Origin of the sequence: Nonomuraea sp. SBT364 (genome assembly GCF_001083785.1) — a bacterium.
Classification (GTDB): domain Bacteria; phylum Actinomycetota; class Actinomycetes; order Streptosporangiales; family Streptosporangiaceae; genus Nonomuraea.
Map to the genome: position 1 here is coordinate 1 of NZ_LAVL01000191.1, position 14,706 is coordinate 14,706.

The 14,706-nt window shown below is 72.8% G+C and carries 14 protein-coding genes; 10 read left to right on the plus strand and 4 right to left on the minus strand.

The annotated features are described in order from the left end of the window. Positions 1-83: 83 nt before the first annotated feature. Positions 84-935, minus strand: a complete 852-nt coding sequence (locus ADY59_RS53590) for a DUF2877 domain-containing protein (RefSeq protein WP_049575001.1) — start codon at positions 933-935, stop codon at positions 84-86. A gap of 129 nt (positions 936-1,064) precedes the next feature. Between ADY59_RS53590 and ADY59_RS41560 the strand changes: the two genes are divergently transcribed. The 9 genes from ADY59_RS41560 to ADY59_RS41600 all read left to right on the plus strand — a co-directional run bounded on the left by ADY59_RS41560 (position 1,065) and on the right by ADY59_RS41600 (position 10,910). Further along, on the plus strand, positions 1,065-2,684 hold the full coding sequence (locus tag ADY59_RS41560; RefSeq protein WP_049575003.1) for a PucR family transcriptional regulator: 1,620 nt from the start codon (positions 1,065-1,067) through the stop codon (positions 2,682-2,684). 22 nt (positions 2,685-2,706) lie between these two features. Continuing rightward, positions 2,707-2,910: an RNA-binding S4 domain-containing protein gene (locus tag ADY59_RS41565; protein WP_231619146.1), complete on the plus strand. Its 204-nt coding sequence runs from the start codon at positions 2,707-2,709 to the stop codon at positions 2,908-2,910. 55 nt (positions 2,911-2,965) lie between these two features. Further along, positions 2,966-4,285: a uracil-xanthine permease family protein gene (locus tag ADY59_RS41570; RefSeq protein WP_049575006.1), complete on the plus strand. Its 1,320-nt coding sequence runs from the start codon at positions 2,966-2,968 to the stop codon at positions 4,283-4,285. Between the two features lie 108 nt (positions 4,286-4,393). Further along, entirely contained in the window at positions 4,394-5,752 is a 1,359-nt protein-coding gene (locus ADY59_RS41575) for a uracil-xanthine permease family protein (protein ID WP_049575008.1), read from the plus strand. Further along, complete coding sequence (locus ADY59_RS41580) at positions 5,749-6,600, plus strand: FAD binding domain-containing protein (RefSeq protein WP_049575011.1); 852 nt, start codon at positions 5,749-5,751, stop codon at positions 6,598-6,600. The genes ADY59_RS41575 and ADY59_RS41580 overlap by 4 nt, the downstream gene beginning before the upstream one ends. Further along, the gene (locus ADY59_RS41585) at positions 6,597-7,079 is read left to right on the plus strand and encodes a (2Fe-2S)-binding protein (protein WP_049575014.1); all 483 of its coding nucleotides are present in this window, start codon (positions 6,597-6,599) and stop codon (positions 7,077-7,079) included. The genes ADY59_RS41580 and ADY59_RS41585 overlap by 4 nt, the downstream gene beginning before the upstream one ends. After that, positions 7,076-9,430, plus strand: a complete 2,355-nt coding sequence (cutA, locus tag ADY59_RS41590) for an aerobic carbon-monoxide dehydrogenase large subunit (RefSeq protein ID WP_049575016.1) — start codon at positions 7,076-7,078, stop codon at positions 9,428-9,430. The genes ADY59_RS41585 and cutA overlap by 4 nt, the downstream gene beginning before the upstream one ends. Further along, complete coding sequence (locus ADY59_RS41595) at positions 9,427-10,449, plus strand: leucine-rich repeat domain-containing protein (protein ID WP_231619147.1); 1,023 nt, start codon at positions 9,427-9,429, stop codon at positions 10,447-10,449. Before cutA ends, ADY59_RS41595 begins: the two co-directional genes overlap by 4 nt. A gap of 32 nt (positions 10,450-10,481) precedes the next feature. Further along, positions 10,482-10,910: a hypothetical protein gene (locus ADY59_RS41600; RefSeq protein ID WP_049575019.1), complete on the plus strand. Its 429-nt coding sequence runs from the start codon at positions 10,482-10,484 to the stop codon at positions 10,908-10,910. On the opposite strand, the gene cydB is transcribed toward ADY59_RS41600, so the two are convergent. The 3 genes from cydB to ADY59_RS41615 form a co-directional block, all read right to left on the minus strand. Further along, positions 10,882-11,787: a cytochrome d ubiquinol oxidase subunit II gene (gene cydB, locus ADY59_RS41605; protein ID WP_049575022.1), complete on the minus strand. Its 906-nt coding sequence runs from the start codon at positions 11,785-11,787 to the stop codon at positions 10,882-10,884. The genes ADY59_RS41600 and cydB overlap by 29 nt on opposite strands. A 10-nt stretch (positions 11,788-11,797) precedes the next feature. Continuing rightward, positions 11,798-13,141, minus strand: a complete 1,344-nt coding sequence (locus tag ADY59_RS41610; protein ID WP_049575023.1) for a cytochrome ubiquinol oxidase subunit I — start codon at positions 13,139-13,141, stop codon at positions 11,798-11,800. A gap of 158 nt (positions 13,142-13,299) precedes the next feature. Continuing rightward, complete coding sequence (locus ADY59_RS41615; RefSeq protein ID WP_082310803.1) at positions 13,300-14,160, minus strand: polysaccharide deacetylase family protein; 861 nt, start codon at positions 14,158-14,160, stop codon at positions 13,300-13,302. A gap of 97 nt (positions 14,161-14,257) precedes the next feature. Here ADY59_RS41615 and ADY59_RS41620 point away from each other — a divergent pair. Next, the coding region (locus ADY59_RS41620; protein WP_049575033.1) for an SRPBCC family protein at positions 14,258-14,706 on the plus strand (449 nt) is incomplete at its 3' end.

Consider the following 14,706-nt stretch of genomic DNA (forward strand, 5'->3'; position numbering starts at 1 on the left):
AAGGAGAAGAGGGCATACGAGATGTGGTGCGGGGTGGGGGGGTGGGAGATGGGTAGAAGGGGGGGGGGGGGGAGGGGGCGGGGTCATCGGTGGCTGCCGAGGCTGAGGACGGCGTCGAGGCCGATGGCGATGCCCTGGGCGAGGTCGGCGCCGGAGGTGTGGCCGAGGGCGTGCAGGCGGAGCAGGGCCGGTTCGAGCGGCTGCCGGCCGGCGAGGGCGCGCAGGACGGCGACGACCTCGGGCCCGGCCTGGCCGCGCGCCGCGCAGTGCAGGAGCGTCGCGGAGATGGGCGTGGTGCGGGTACGGGCGTCGTAGGTGACGGCCGCCGCGAGCCAGCCGGCGAGCCGGACCGCCCGGTCCGTGCCGGTGGCGGCGCCCAGGTGCCGGAGCGTCACGAGCAGCCCGGCGAGCACGTCGTCGCCGCTGGGCGTCAGGCCGGGGCCGAGTCCGACGAGCCGTTCGGCGGCGGTGACCGCGCCGAGCAGGCGGCCGGAGGCGCAACTGGCGGCCAGGAGTTCGACGGCGTCGTGGCCGGCGAGGGCGGGGGACGCCGGCGGATGACGCATGGACGCCCCGGCCAGCCGTACCGGGTCGACCGGGCCGAGCGGCGGGGCGGGGTTCCACCAGCGGCGGGCGCGCAGGCTGAGGCGGCCGAGCTCGACGGACCCGTCGCCGACGTAGGCGTCGTCACCCACCGTGACGTGCGGCAGCGGGCCGGAGAGCAGCACCGAGTTGGGCAGCCGGGACGCCGCGGCCGTGATGACGGCGATCACCGACGGCTCCAGGTCGGTCCTGACCTCCAGGTAGACGCCGGCGGGGAACGCCGCCAGCACCCGGGCGGGCCGTCTGGGCGCCTCCAGGACGGGCCGCACGGCCGCGCTGGCGGCACCCGTGACGTGGGCGCGTACTCGCCCCGCGTGAGTACCGACGGTCACCGGACCTCCCTGCCGACCCTGGATCTGACCGTAGAACGGCCCGGCAACCCTCCGTACGGAGAAATTTGCCAACAGTCCACGGGAAGGTTGGCTCTTCCTGCCAGACGGTTCTCAGGTCACAATCACCCCATGGAGCCCCCGGTCCGTCTCGCCAGCACCGGAACGATCATTCACGGTGTGTCCGTCGGAGAGGTGCTGGGCGTGTCGACGCTCGCGGACGCGCGGCTGATCGCGGGGGAGAGCGGGCTGGGCCGCATCGTGCAGCGCCTGAACGTCATGGAGGTGCCCGACATCCTGGCCTGGGTCAAGCCGCACGAGCTGCTGCTGACCACCGGCTACCCGTTGCGCAACACGCCGCAGTCGCTCGGCCGCCTGGTCGCCGACCTGGACGAGCGCGGGCTGGCGGCGCTGGCGATCAAGCTCGGCCGCTACGTGGACGAGCTCCCGGCGGAGATGGCCGAGCAGGCCGAGCGGCTCGGCTTCCCGCTCATCCTGCTGCCGAACGACGTCGGCTTCGACGACATCCTCAACCAGGTGCTGACCGACATCCTCAACCGGCAGGCCGCGGTGCTGGTGCGGGCCGAGGAGGCGCACCGGGTGCTGGTGCAGGTGGTGCTGGCCGGCGGCGGGCTGGACGAGGTGACCGCCGAGGTGGCGGCGCTGCTCGACGTGTCGGTGGCGGCGGTCGACGGGCGTGGCCGGGTGCTGGCGGCGGCGGGCCCGCAGGACCACGTCGCGGCGCTGCGCGAGTCGATCGGCCGCGAGGGCCCGCCGCCGGCGGCGCCCGCCGTCGCGGGGGCCGCCGCCGCCCGGGGCCGGGTGCTGGCGTCGGTGCCGGTGATGGCGGGCGGGCACCATCACGGCCGGATCGTCGCCTACAGCCCGGCGGGAACGATCCGCGACAGCGACGTCGGCATCCTGGAGCGGGCGGCCACCGTCGCGGCGCTCGCCGTCACCCGGCAGGAGGCGGTCAACGCCGTCGAGTCCAAGTACCGGGCCGACTTCCTGCGTGACGTGCTCACCGGCCGGGCCGGGACGGCCGAGCGGGTCGCGACCAGGGCGCGGGCGTTCGGCTGGGATCTGGAGCGGCCCGTCACCGTCCTGGTGGCCGAGCTCGACCCCGACAGCGACGAGCGCACCGCCCAGGACCGCCTGGTCACCTGCTGGATGGCCGCGATGCGCCGCCACGACCCGCGCGGCGCGGTCGCGGGCTTCTCGCACGAGGTGGTGGCGGTGGTGGACGCGGCGGTGGACGCGTCCAGGATCGCCAGGGACGCCGCGGCGGCGTTCGCCGACGTGCCGCCGGCCACGTTCTCCACCGGCACCTCACGTCCGAGCCTGGGCACGGCGACGCTGCCCGAGGCCTACACGCAGGCGCTCAAGGCGGCCCGTGTCGGCCGGCAGCTGCACGGCCCCGGCGCCGTCGCGCACTTCGACCAGCTCGGCGTCTACCGGCTGCTGTCGCTGGTCAGCGACACCGACGAGCTGCACGCGTTCGTCAGGGAGACGCTCGGGCCGCTGTCGGCCGACGCCGACGCCGAGAACGCCGACCTGCGCCGCACCCTGCAGGTGCTGCTGGAGACGAACCTCAACGTGGCCGAGACCGCCAGGCGGCTGCACTTCCACTACAACACGCTCCGCTACCGCATCGGCAAGCTGGAGCGCCTGCTGGGCAACTTCACCGACGACCCCCATCTGCGCCTCAACCTCACCCTGGCCCTGCACGTGCTGCGGATGCGGGGCATCTAGCCTGCATCTAGGCTTGCTGCCCGTGGACTTCGAACTGCGCTCCGACTACATCCCGCTGTGTGACCTGCTGAAATACTGCGGGATCACCGAGACGGGCGGCATGGCCAAGCACCTGATCGCCGAGGGCATGGTGCTGGTCGACGGCGAGGTGGAGCTCAGGAAGACCTGCAAGATCCGCGCCGGCCAGCTGGTGAGCGGCGACGGCTTCGAGATCCGCGTGAACTGACACCGCAGGTCACCCCCTATTGTGCTCTCCGGAACGACGGAGAGGACGGGCACGGATGGCGCTCGGGTGGAAACTGCACGGTGACGGCAAGAGGCTGGCGCCGGGCGAGGTGGTCAGGCCGGACGAGCGGCTGTCCTGGCCCAGGACGGCGGGGATCGGGGCACAGCACGTCATCGCCATGTTCGGCGCGACGTTCGTGTTCCCGCTGCTCATGGGGCTGGACGCGAACCTGGCCGTGATGATGTCGGGCGTCGCGACGATCATCTTCCTGCTGATCGTGCAGGGCAAGGTGCCGAGCTACGTCGGGTCGAGCGCGTCGTTCGTGGGCGCGGTGGTGGCGATCCGCGCGGGCGGCGGTGACAGCGCGACCGTGACCGGCGCGCTGCTGGTCGTCGGCGTCGTGCTGGCGGGCGCGGGGCTGGCGATCCACCTGCTGGGGGTGCGGATCATCCACCGGGTGTTCCCGCCGGTGGTGACCGGCGGCGTGGTGATGCTCATCGGGTTCGGCATGGCGTACGTGGCCGCGGACAACTACTGGCCGCAGGATCCGTGGGTGGCGTTGCTGACCATGGTGGCGACGCTGGTGTTCGTCGGGGTGTCGCGCGGGTTCGTCGGCCGGATCGGCGTGCTGCTCGGCCTCGTGTCCGGGTTCGCGCTGTCGTACGTGTGGGACCTGGTGGGAGGGATGATCACGGCGCCGGACGCGGGCGGGACGGTTACCACGCACTTCCGGGTGGACCTGTCCGCGGTCGCCGAGGCCGACTGGTTCGGGCTGCCGGAGCTGCACGGGCCGGCGTTCGAGGTGTCGGCCGTCGTGCTGGTGCTGCCGGTGGTGATCGCGCTCATCGCGGAGAACGTCGGCCACGTCAAGGCCGTCGGCGAGATGACGCGGACCGACGTCGACGCCTACATGGGCCGGGCCGTCCTGGCCGACGGCGTCGGCACGGTGGTCGCCACGTCCGTGGGCGGCTCCGCCACCACCACCTACGCCGAGAACATCGGCGTCATGGCCGCCACCCGCGTCTACTCCACGGCCGCCTACTACGTCGCGGCCGTGATCGCGATCCTGTTCGGCCTGTGCCCCAAGTTCGGCGCGCTCATCGCGGCCACCCCGGGCGGCGTGCTCGGCGGCGTCACCACGATCCTGTACGGGATGATCGGCCTGCTCGGCGCCCGGATCTGGATGGAGAACAAGGTCGACCTGGCCCAGCCGGTCAACCTGCTGCCCACCGGCGCGGGCATCATCTGCGCGATCGGCCCGGTCGCCTTCCCGGTCACCGACACGTTCGCGCTGAGCGGCATCGCCCTGGGCACCATCGTGCTGCTGGCCGGCTACCACCTGCTCCGCCTGGCCCGGCCGCGCCAGGAAGCCTGATCTCTGGTCAGCCGCTCAGTTTTGGCAGATCATGCCCGTGTACGCGCACGCGGGCGGGCCTAATGTGCCCGCAACGAGGCAAGGCGGTCCGGGCGAAGAGGGGCTCGCATGGCTCTGAGGTGGACCAAACACGGCGACGGCAAACATCTGGCTCCCGGCGAGGTCGTACGGCCTGACGAGCGGCTGAGCTGGCCCCGCATGGCCGGGTTCGGGGCCCAGCACGTGGTGGCGATGTTCGGGGCGACGTTCGTCTTCCCGCTCGTCATGGGGCTCGACCCCAATGTCGCGATCATGATGTCGGGGGTCGCGACGATCCTGTTCCTGCTGATCGTGAAGGGGAGGGTGCCCAGTTACCTGGGCACCAGCGCGTCGTTCGTGGGCGGCGTGCTGGCCATCAGGGCGATCTTCGGCGGCGACACGGCGGGCGCGGCCGCGATCGTCACCGGGGCGATCCTGGTGGCCGGGCTCGTGCTCGCGCTGGCCGGGCTGGCGGTGCACTTCCTGGGTGTCCAGGTGATCAACCGGGTGTTCCCGCCGGTGGTCACCGGTGCGGTGGTCATGCTCATCGGGTTCGGCCTGGCGTTCGTGGTGGCCGACGCCTACTGGCCGCAGGACCAGTGGATGGCGCTGGTCACGATGCTGATCACGTTCGTGGTCGTGGTGGCGTTCAGGGGGTTCGTCGGCCGGATCGGCATCCTCGTCGGCCTCGTGGCGGGCTTCGTGCTCTCCTGGGCGGCCGACCGGCTGTTCGGCATGGTGCCCGCCTACGACGACGGCGCCGTCCAGGTCGCGGCCCACTTCCGGGTCGACCTCGGCAAGGTCGGCAGCGCGCCGTGGTTCGGCTGGCCGGACTTCCACTGGCCCGGCTTCGAGACCTCGGCCGTCCTGCTGGTGCTGCCGGCCGTCATCGCGCTCATCGCCGAGAACATCGGCCACGTCAAGGCCGTCGGCGAGATGACGAAGACCGACGTCGACCCGTACGTGGGCCGCGCCGTCGCCGCCGACGGCGTCGCCACCATGGTCACCAGCGCCGTCGGCGGCTCGCCCACCACCACCTACGCCGAGAACATCGGCGTCATGGCCGCCACCAAGGTCTACTCGACCGCCGCCTACTACATCGCCGGCGTCATCGCGATCCTGTTCGGGCTGGTGCCCAAGTTCGGGGCGCTGGTCTCCGCGACACCGGCGGGCGTGCTGGGCGGCGTCACCGTGATCCTGTACGGCATGATCGGCCTTCTCGGGGCGAAGATCTGGATCGAGAACCGGGTGGATTTCGCGGACCCGGTGAACATGGTCCCGATCGGCGCGGGAATCATCCTGGCGATCGGACCGGTGAAGCACATGATCGGCGGCGACTTCAGGCTGGAAGGCATCGCGCTCGGCACCATCGTGGTGGTGGGCGGCTGGCACCTGCTGCGCGCCATCGCCCGCCGCGCCCCGCAGCCGATCGGGAGCGACGCCGGGTGAAGCCGCCCCCGTTCAGCCATCACGCGCCCCGTGACCTCGGCGAGGCCCTGGAGGTCCTGGCCGGGGCGGGGCCGCGCGGCAAGGTGCTCGCGGGCGGCCAGAGCCTCATCCCGATGCTCAACATGCGCCTGGCCGCCCCCGAGCACGTCATCGACATCAACCGGCTGGAGGAGCTCGACACGGTCGAGGCGGGCCCTGACGGCGTCACCGTCGGCGCGCTGGCCCGGCACGCGCGGGTGGCGCGGGCCGGCGTCCACCCGCTGCTCGGCCAGGCGCTCCGGCTGGTCGCCCATCCGGTGATCCGCAACCGGGGCACGGTCGTGGGCAGCCTCGTGCACGCCGACCCGGCCGCCGAGCTGCCCGCCGCGCTGGCCGTGCTGGGCGGCTCCGTACGGCTGGCCCGCGCGGGGGCCGCGCCCAGGGACGTGGCCGCCGCCGAGTTCTTCACCGGCCCCATGGAGTCGGCGCTGCGGCCGGGCGAGCTGGCCGTGTCGGCGCGCTTCCCGGCGCTGCCGCCGCGCACGGGCACCGCGTTCACGGAGGTGTCCAGGAGGCATGGCGACTACGCGCTGGCCGGCGTCTGCGCCGTGGTGACGCTGGACGACGACCTGCGTGTCGCCTCGGCGCGCCTGGCCTGTATCGGCGTCGGGCCCGTACCTCTCGTGGTGGATCTCGGCGCCGACTGGAAGCGCGCCGCGGACGCCGTCCGGGAGCGGGCCGAGCCGGACGGCGACGTGCACGCCACCGCCGCCTACCGGCTGCACCTGGCCGGCGTGCTGGCCCGGCGGGCGGTCGAGCAGGCGGTCGAGCGGGCGATCGGACGGGCGGCCAGGGAGGCGGCGGCATGACGGCGGAGCACGAGATCACGCTGGTGGTGAACGGCGCCGCGCGCCGCGCCAGGGTGCCGGGCAGGCGGCTGCTGTCCGACTGCCTGCGCCACGACCTGGGCCTGACCGGCACGCACGTCGGCTGCGAGCACGGCGTGTGCGGCTGCTGCACGGTGCTGCTCGACGGCGAGCCGGTCCGCTCCTGCCTGACGCTCGCCGTCACCGTGGACGGCCGCGAGATCACCACCGTGGAGGGGCTGGCGGGCCCCGGCGGGCTCTCGCCCGTCCAGCGGGCGTTCGCCGAGTGTCACGCGCTGCAGTGCGGGTTCTGCACCCCCGGCTTCCTGTGTACGGTGACCGCGCTGCTCCGGGAGCGGCCGGCGCCCACGGACGAGGAGATCAGGGAGGGCATCTCGGGCAACCTGTGCCGCTGCACCGGCTACCAGAACATCGTCAAGGCCGTGCACCGCGCGGCCGAGCTGCTGGCGGAGGAGTCATGAGCACCCGGCTGTTCGGCGAGGCGGTGCCGCGCAGGGAGGACCCCAGGCTGCTCACCGGGCAGGGCCGCTACCTCGACGACCTCGGCCCCGGCGCGCTCGCCGCCGCGTTCGTGCGCTCGCCGCACGCGCACGCCCGCATCCGCGACATCGACGTGAGCGCCGCCCTCGACGTCGAGGGCCTCGTCGCCGTCTACACCTGGGAGGACCTGCCGGAACGGGTCGGCCGCCCGCTGCCGCTGCTCATCCCGCATCCGGCGCTCACCCACGGCCGCACCGCCCGCCCGCTGGCCCGCGACGTCGTCCGGCACGTCGGCGAGCCCGTCGTCATGGTCGTCGCCGCGGACCGCTACCTGGCCGAGGACGCCTGCGCGCTCATCGAGGTCGACTACGAGGTGCTCGAACCCGTCGCCGGGCTGGAGGAGGCCGCGCGCGGGGCCCGGCTCGTGCACGACGACGTGCCCGGCAACGTCGGCGCCCACCTGGTGCAGGAGGTGCCGTCGGCGGCCGGGCGGAGCGCGGGCGAGGCCATCGACGCGGCCCCGCACACGCTCTCCTTCCGGCTCGACATCGAGCGCAGCGCGAGCATGCCGCTCGAAGGCCGCGGCGTCTACGCCCGCTGGGACGGCGCCGACCTGCGCGTCTACTCCAGCACCCAGACCTCCACCAGCGTCCGCATGGCCGTCGCCGCCGCGCTCGAACTGCCGCTGCCCCGGGTCGAGGTCATCGCCCCCGACGTGGGCGGCGGGTTCGGCGTCAAGATCGTGCACCCGTGGCCGGAGGAACTGCTGGTGCCGTGGGCGGCCATGCTGCTCGGCCGGGAGGTCAAGTGGGCCGAGGACCGGCGCGAGCACTTCGTCGCCGCCGCCCACGAGCGCGGCCAGGTGCACCGGGTGCGGGTCGGGTTCGACGACGACGGCCGGGTGCTCGGCCTGGACGTGTCGATCCTGCACGACCACGGCGCCTACACGCCGTACGGGATCATCGTGCCGATCGTCACGTCCACGCAGCTGCTCGGGCCGTACAAGATCGGGGCGTACCGGGTCGAGTTCACCGCCGTCTACACCAACACCGTCCAGGTCACGCCCTACCGGGGGGCGGGGCGGCCGCAGGGCGTGTTCTGCATGGAACGCACGATGGACAAGATCGCCCGGCATCTGGGCAAGGACCGGACCGAGGTGCGGGCGGCCAACCTCATCCAGCCGGACGAGTTCCCGTACGACCAGGGCATGACCTTCCAGGACGGGCGGCCGCTCGTCTACGACAGCGGCGACTACCCCGAGATGCTCCGCCTGGTCAAGGAGCTGATCGGCTGGGACTCCTTCGAGCGCGCGCCCGGCCGGGGCATCGGGATCGGCTGCTACGTCGAGGGCACCGGCGTCGGGCCGTACGAGGGCGGGCACGTGCAGATCACCTCCGACGGGCGGGTGCACGTCTCCACCGGGCTCACCTCGCAGGGGCAGGGGCACGAGACGGTGTTCGCCCAGATCGCCGCCACCGAGCTGGGCGTGCCGATCGAGCGGGTCTCCGTCGTCACCGGCGACACCCGGCGCTTCGGCTACGCCGTCGGCACGTTCGCCTCGCGCGCCGCAGTGATGAGCGGCAACGCGATCGCGCTGGCCTGCGCCGAGGTGCGCCGCAAGGCCCTGCGCGTCGCCGCCGCCGCGCTGGAGGCCGACCCGGCCGACCTGACGGTCACCGACGGGCTCGTGCACGTCGTGGGGGCGCCGTCGGCGTCGATCCCGCTGGGCACGGTGGCGGTGCTGGCCAACCCGCTGCGTTACGCCTTCGACGAGGAGACGGCCCGGGCCACCCAGTTCGCCGGCGTCGCCGCCCCCGACCGGCCGCCGGTCGCGCCCGGCGAGGAGCCCGGGCTGGAGGGGCGCGGCTACTACTCGCCGATCCGGTCCACGTTCGCCGCCGGCATGCACGCGGCCGTCGTCGAGACCGATCCGGAGACGGCCGAGATCAAGATCGTGCGCTACGCCGTGGTGCACGACTGCGGGCGGCTGATCAACCCGATGATCGTCGAAGGGCAGATCCACGGGGGAGTGGCGCAGGGCATCGGCGGCGCCCTCTACGAGCGGATGGCCTACGACGCCGACGGGCAGCTGCTCAACGCCTCGTTCATGGACTTCCTCATGCCGTACGCGACCGAGATCCCGGCCGTCGAGACCGGCCACCTGGAGACGCCGTCACCGCTCAACCCGCTGGGCATCAAGGGAGCGGGCGAGGCCGGCGTCATTCCGGTGTCGGCGGTGATCGCCTCGGCGGTCGAGGACGCGGAGGGCGTTAACATCGACCGCATGCCGTTGTCCCCTTCCGACTTGTTCCATTTGCGCGAGGGCGCGTGAGCGAGCTGCGCGCACCGGCCGCGGGCCTGACCTCCATGCCCGCCGTGCCCGGCGACACGCGCCTGGTCGACCTCGCCTGGAACGAGCTGACCGAGCTGCCCGCGTGGGTGGCCGGCCTGCCCGCACTGGAGGAGCTGCGGCTCGACGGCAACCGGCTGCGCTCGCTCCCCGACCTCTCGCCCCTCACCGCGCTGCGCGCGCTCCACCTCGACGGCAACGCGCTCACCGCGTTCCCGGCGTGCCCGCCCCTGCTGGAGACCCTCTTCCTGTACGGCAACGCCGTCGAGTCGATCCCCGACCGGCTCCCCGCCCACCTGCGGCACCTGGCCGTGGGCGGCAACCGGCTGACCGCCGTGCCCGCCGCGGTGTGGGAGCTGACCCGGCTCGAATCGCTCAACCTGGCCGAGAACGCGCTCACCGCCATCCCGCCCGCCATCGCCCGCCTGACCGAGCTGCGCATGCTCGACCTCGGCCACAACCGGCTCACCGGCCTTCCCGCCGAGCTGGGCGACCTGCCCCTCACCGACTACCTCTACCTGAGCGACAACACCCTCACCGAGATCCCCGGGACGCTAGGCGCGCTGGACCGGCTGGCCTACCTCAACGTGACCGACAACCGCCTCACCCGGCTGCCCGGCACGATCGGCCGGATGGCGTCCCTGGTGGAGCTGCGGCTTTACAACAACCGCCTGGAGGCACTGCCGGAGAGCATCGGCGGCCTGAGCCGTCTGCGCGAGCTGCACCTGCGGGGCAACCGGCTGACCGGGCTGCCCGCCTCCATCGGCGACCTCGGTGAGCTGCGGGTGCTCGACCTGCGCGGCAACCAACTGCGCGAGCTCCCCGCCGAGCTGGCGAAACTGGACCGGCTCAGCCACCTGGACCTGCGCGGCAACCGGCTGCGCGAGCTGCCCGGCCGCCTGCCCTTCGTGGACAAGCTGGACCTGCGCTGGAACAAGCTCGACGGCGACCCGCCCGTCCTGCGTGAACTGGCCGAGCGGGGCTGCGTCATCCTGCGCTGAACCGCGCCCGCCGTTCCTGCGTACCTCCGCACATGAAGACTTATCCACGTCTGGCCGCCTTCGCGCTGCTGGCCGGGCTCGTCGCCGCGTGCACGCCCGGCGGCGAGGGCGGCGGCGCCGGCGCGGCCGCCGCCGCGAACCGGGAACCGGCCGCCCCCCTCACCGTGGAGCAGCTCGCCGCCAAGGTCGGCTGCACGCCCAAGATGCAGGTGGACGCCACCGACATCCGCACCGGCTACTGCAAGACCGACGCCGGCCGCTTCTTCGTCAGCACGTTCGTCACCGAGGACGGCAAGAACGCCTGGATGGACACCGCCCCCGAGTACAAGCCCCATCTGGTGGGACCGCTGTGGACGGTGCTGGCCGACCTCAAGGTGCTGCGTGAGCTGCAGCGACCGCTCGACGGCGACCTGCACCTGTCCGACCACCGCGTCAAACAGACGACGCCCGCGGGCTACTGACGGCGGGGAGGCGGACCCGCTTCCTGAACACCCAGTACGTCCAGCCCTGGTAGCCGAGCACGAACGGCAGCGCGATCAGCCCGATCCAGCTCAGCATCGTCAGCGTGTAGGGCCCCGAGGCCGCCTCCGCCAGGGTCAGGCCCGGCAGCGGCGCGCCCCTGAGCTCGCTGAACACCGCCACCGACACCAGCACGAGCGCCGCCGCCATGGCGGTGAACGCCCAGCCCTCGCGGCGCCGCCACACCAGCGCCGTCGCCGCCGCCACGGCCCCCATGGCGGCCAGCGCCGGGATCGTGCCGACGGCGGACAGCGCCACCACGGCCACCGGGATCACCACGACGCTGACGGCCAGCGCGGCGGTCCTGGCGCGCCGCCGCACCGGCCCGTCGGTGCGCAGCGCCAGGAACACCGCGCCGTGCAGCAGGCACGCGGCCAGCGAGAACACACCGCCCAGCAGCGCCGCCGCCGCGCTGCCGTACAGCAGGTCGGCGAAGATCGTGCCCCACACGAACGCGGGCAGCGCGCTGCCGACCGTGATGCCCAGGTCGCACCAGAACGGCGTGGCCACCTTGCCGCGCCACTCCAGGCCGACGCCGCGCACGATCAGCCCGGCCAGCACCAGCAGGACCGGGATGTAGAAGCCGCTGAACATGCCCGCGTACCAGGCGGGGAAGGCGGCGAACATGGCGCCCACGGCGGTGATCAGCCACACCTCGTTGCCGTCCCACACCGGGCCGATGGTCTGCAGGGCCTGCCGCTGCTCGGCGGGCGTACGGCTGACGAACGGCGCCAGCAGGCCCACGCCGAAGTCGAAGCCCTCCAGGACGAAGTAGCCCGTCCAGAGGAAGGCGATGATGACGAACCACAGATCGATCATGATCAGCTCCTCAGTACATCAGGGACGGTTCGAGCTTCTCGGCCGCCGCGACGGGCTCGTGCTCGTCGGGGCCCTTGCGGACGTGTCTGGCCAGCAGCACGACCTCGGCGACCGTCAGCGCGCCGTACAGCACCGTGAAGATCGTCAGCGAGGTCGCCACCTCGGCGAGCGAAACGCCGGGGGAGACGCTGGAGGCGGTCAGCAGCTCGCCCGCGACCGTCCACGGCTGGCGGCCCACCTCGCTCAGCAGCCAGCCGGCGGTCACCGCCAGCAGCGGCAGCGGCAGCGCCAGCAACAGCCCCCGCGCCAGCCGGCGCGGCAGCTCCCGCCTGCGCCGCGTCAGCCACAGCCCCAGCACCGACAGCCCCACGGTGGCCATCCCGAAGACGATCATCACCCGGAACGACCAGAACACGACCGTCTGGTCCGGCCGGTAGTCACCCGGGCCGAACTCCTTCTCGAAGCGCGCCTGCAGATCCTCGGTGCCCTGCACGGTCGCCTCCGCGTCGTGGGTGGACAGGAAGCTCAGCACCTTGGGGATCTCGATCCCGGGCACGATCGAGAACCCGGCTCCCGCCGTGTCACGCTCCAGCCCTTCGGCCGCGGCCAGCTTCATCGGCTGCTGCTCGTGCATGAGCCTGGCCGAGGAGTCGCCCGTGAAGGCCACGACCGCGCCCGCGATCGCCGTCATGACCAGCGCCGCGCGCGCCGCGCTGCGCCACATCTCCGCCTTCGTCCGCAGCAGCCAGTAGCCGCACACCGCCAGGATGAACCCGCCGGCCACCACGAACGCCGCCCCCACCACGTGGGGCACCTGCGCCAGCGCGGTGGAGTTGGTCAGCACCGCCCACAGGTCGGTCATCCTGGCCCTGCCGTCGACGACCTCGTAGCCCACCGGGTGCTTCATCCACGCGTTGGCCGCCAGGATGAAGTACGCCGAGAGGTTCGAGCCGATCGCCGCCGCCCAGATCGTCGCCAGGTGCACCCGCTTCGGCAGCCGGTCCCAGCCGAAGATCCACAGGCCCAGGAACGTCGACTCCATGAAGAACGCCAGCAGCGCCTCCATGGCCAGCGGCGCCCCGAACACGTCGCCCACGAACGTCGAGTATTCGGACCAGTTCATGCCGAACTGGAACTCCTGCACGATGCCGGTGACCACGCCCATCGCGAAGTTGATCAGGAACAGCTTCCCGAAGAACTTCGTCAGCCGCAGGTAGTGCTCCTTCCCGGTGCGGTGCCACGCGGTCTGCAGCCCCGCCACGAAGACGCCCAGGCCGATCGTGAGCGGCACGAACAGAAAGTGGTAGACGGTGGTCACCCCGAATTGCCACCGTGCGAGATCCAGTGCGTCCATTTCCCCTCACCGCGTCCAGTAGCTCTACAGCCTGTAGTGCGTCTACTTGCAGTAGTACTACAACCCGTAGAGCAATGCGATGCGATCTCTGTCACAACGCCCGTCCACGATGCCCGCGCGGCCCTCCCGGGCGCGTCACCCGTGCGGCTGATCGCCCGCTACGCCGCTGGGCGGACGGCGGCGTCCAGGTACGCCCGCAGGTTGCCCAGCTCGTAGCCGCGGCGCTTGATCTTCTTGACCAGGACGCGGAAGTCCCTGGCCAGGTTGGGGCGGAAGTGCATCAGCAGGATGTCGCCGGGGCGCAGCCGCTTGTCGGGCACCTGGTAGGCGATCTTGCCGCCGGGCTGGACGGTCGCGGTCCACATCAGCACGGCGCGCACGCCGCAGCTCCCGGCGGCGCGCAGGGTGCCGGTGTCGTAGGCGCCGAACGGCGGCCTGAACAGGGTCGGCCGGGCGCCGGTCCGCTTCCTGATGAGCGCCGAGGCGCCGCAGATCTCCCGGCGCTGGGCGTCGTAGCCGAGGCGGCTGAGGTCCGGGTGGGTGAGGGTGTGGTTCTCGATCGGGACGCCGGCGTCACGCAGCTGCCGGAAATATCCCCACTTGCCGGCGCCGACGTAGCGGGCCTCGCCGCCTGACTGATCCGGCGTCCCCTCCGCCTCCACCGCGTCGCGCATGGCGAACGCCGTGACGGGGATCCGCTGCTCGCGGATCTGCTCGACGAACCCCGGGTCCTGCTCCCAGCCGTCGTCGATGGTCAGGAAGACGACCTTGCGCCTGGTCGGGATGGAGCTGATCACCGGCGGCAGCCCGTTCGCCGGGCGGATCCGCCCCACCTCGCCCGGCCTCGGCACCACCCCGGGCGGGCCCTGCGCCTCACCCGGCGTCGCCGCCCCGCTCTCCCGCGCCGCCCCGCTCTCCCGCGCCGTCGTGCCGGCCTGCCGCGCGGGCTCCGCCGCGCACCCCGTCACCAGCAGCACCGCGGCGATCGCCGCGCCCCCTCGCGCCCGTCCCCCGTACATGCCGCCCCATCCTGCCAGCCCTGATCACCACGTACGCATTCCGCGTTGGTCAGGTGTTGCCGTTATCCGAGGGCCGGTCGCTTTCTAGAGTGGCGGTGTGAAAGTCGCAGGCAGCGCCGTGATCGGCGTCGACAGAGACCGTGTGTGGGCCGCGCTGCAGGATCCGGCGGTGCTCGTACGCACCATCCCCGGCTGCGAGCGCCTGGAGGAGACCGGACCGGACACGTACCGGATGACCGTCAACGCCGGGGTCGCCTCGCTCAAGGGCGTCTACCGGGGAGAGGTGGCGCTGGCCGAGCCCTCGCCGCCGGAGGCCTTCGTCCTGCGCGCCCGCGGCCAGGGCGCACCCGGCACCGTCGACGCCACCGTCCGGGTGCGGCTGAGCGAGGTGGACGGGGGGACGCGCGTCGACTACGACGCCGACGCGGTCGTCGGCGGCATGATCGGCGGCGTCGGGCAGCGCATGCTCGGCTCGGTCGCCCGCCGCACCGCCGGCGAGTTCTTCACCGCCGTCGACCGGCACCTGCGCGCCCCCGACGGCGAAGC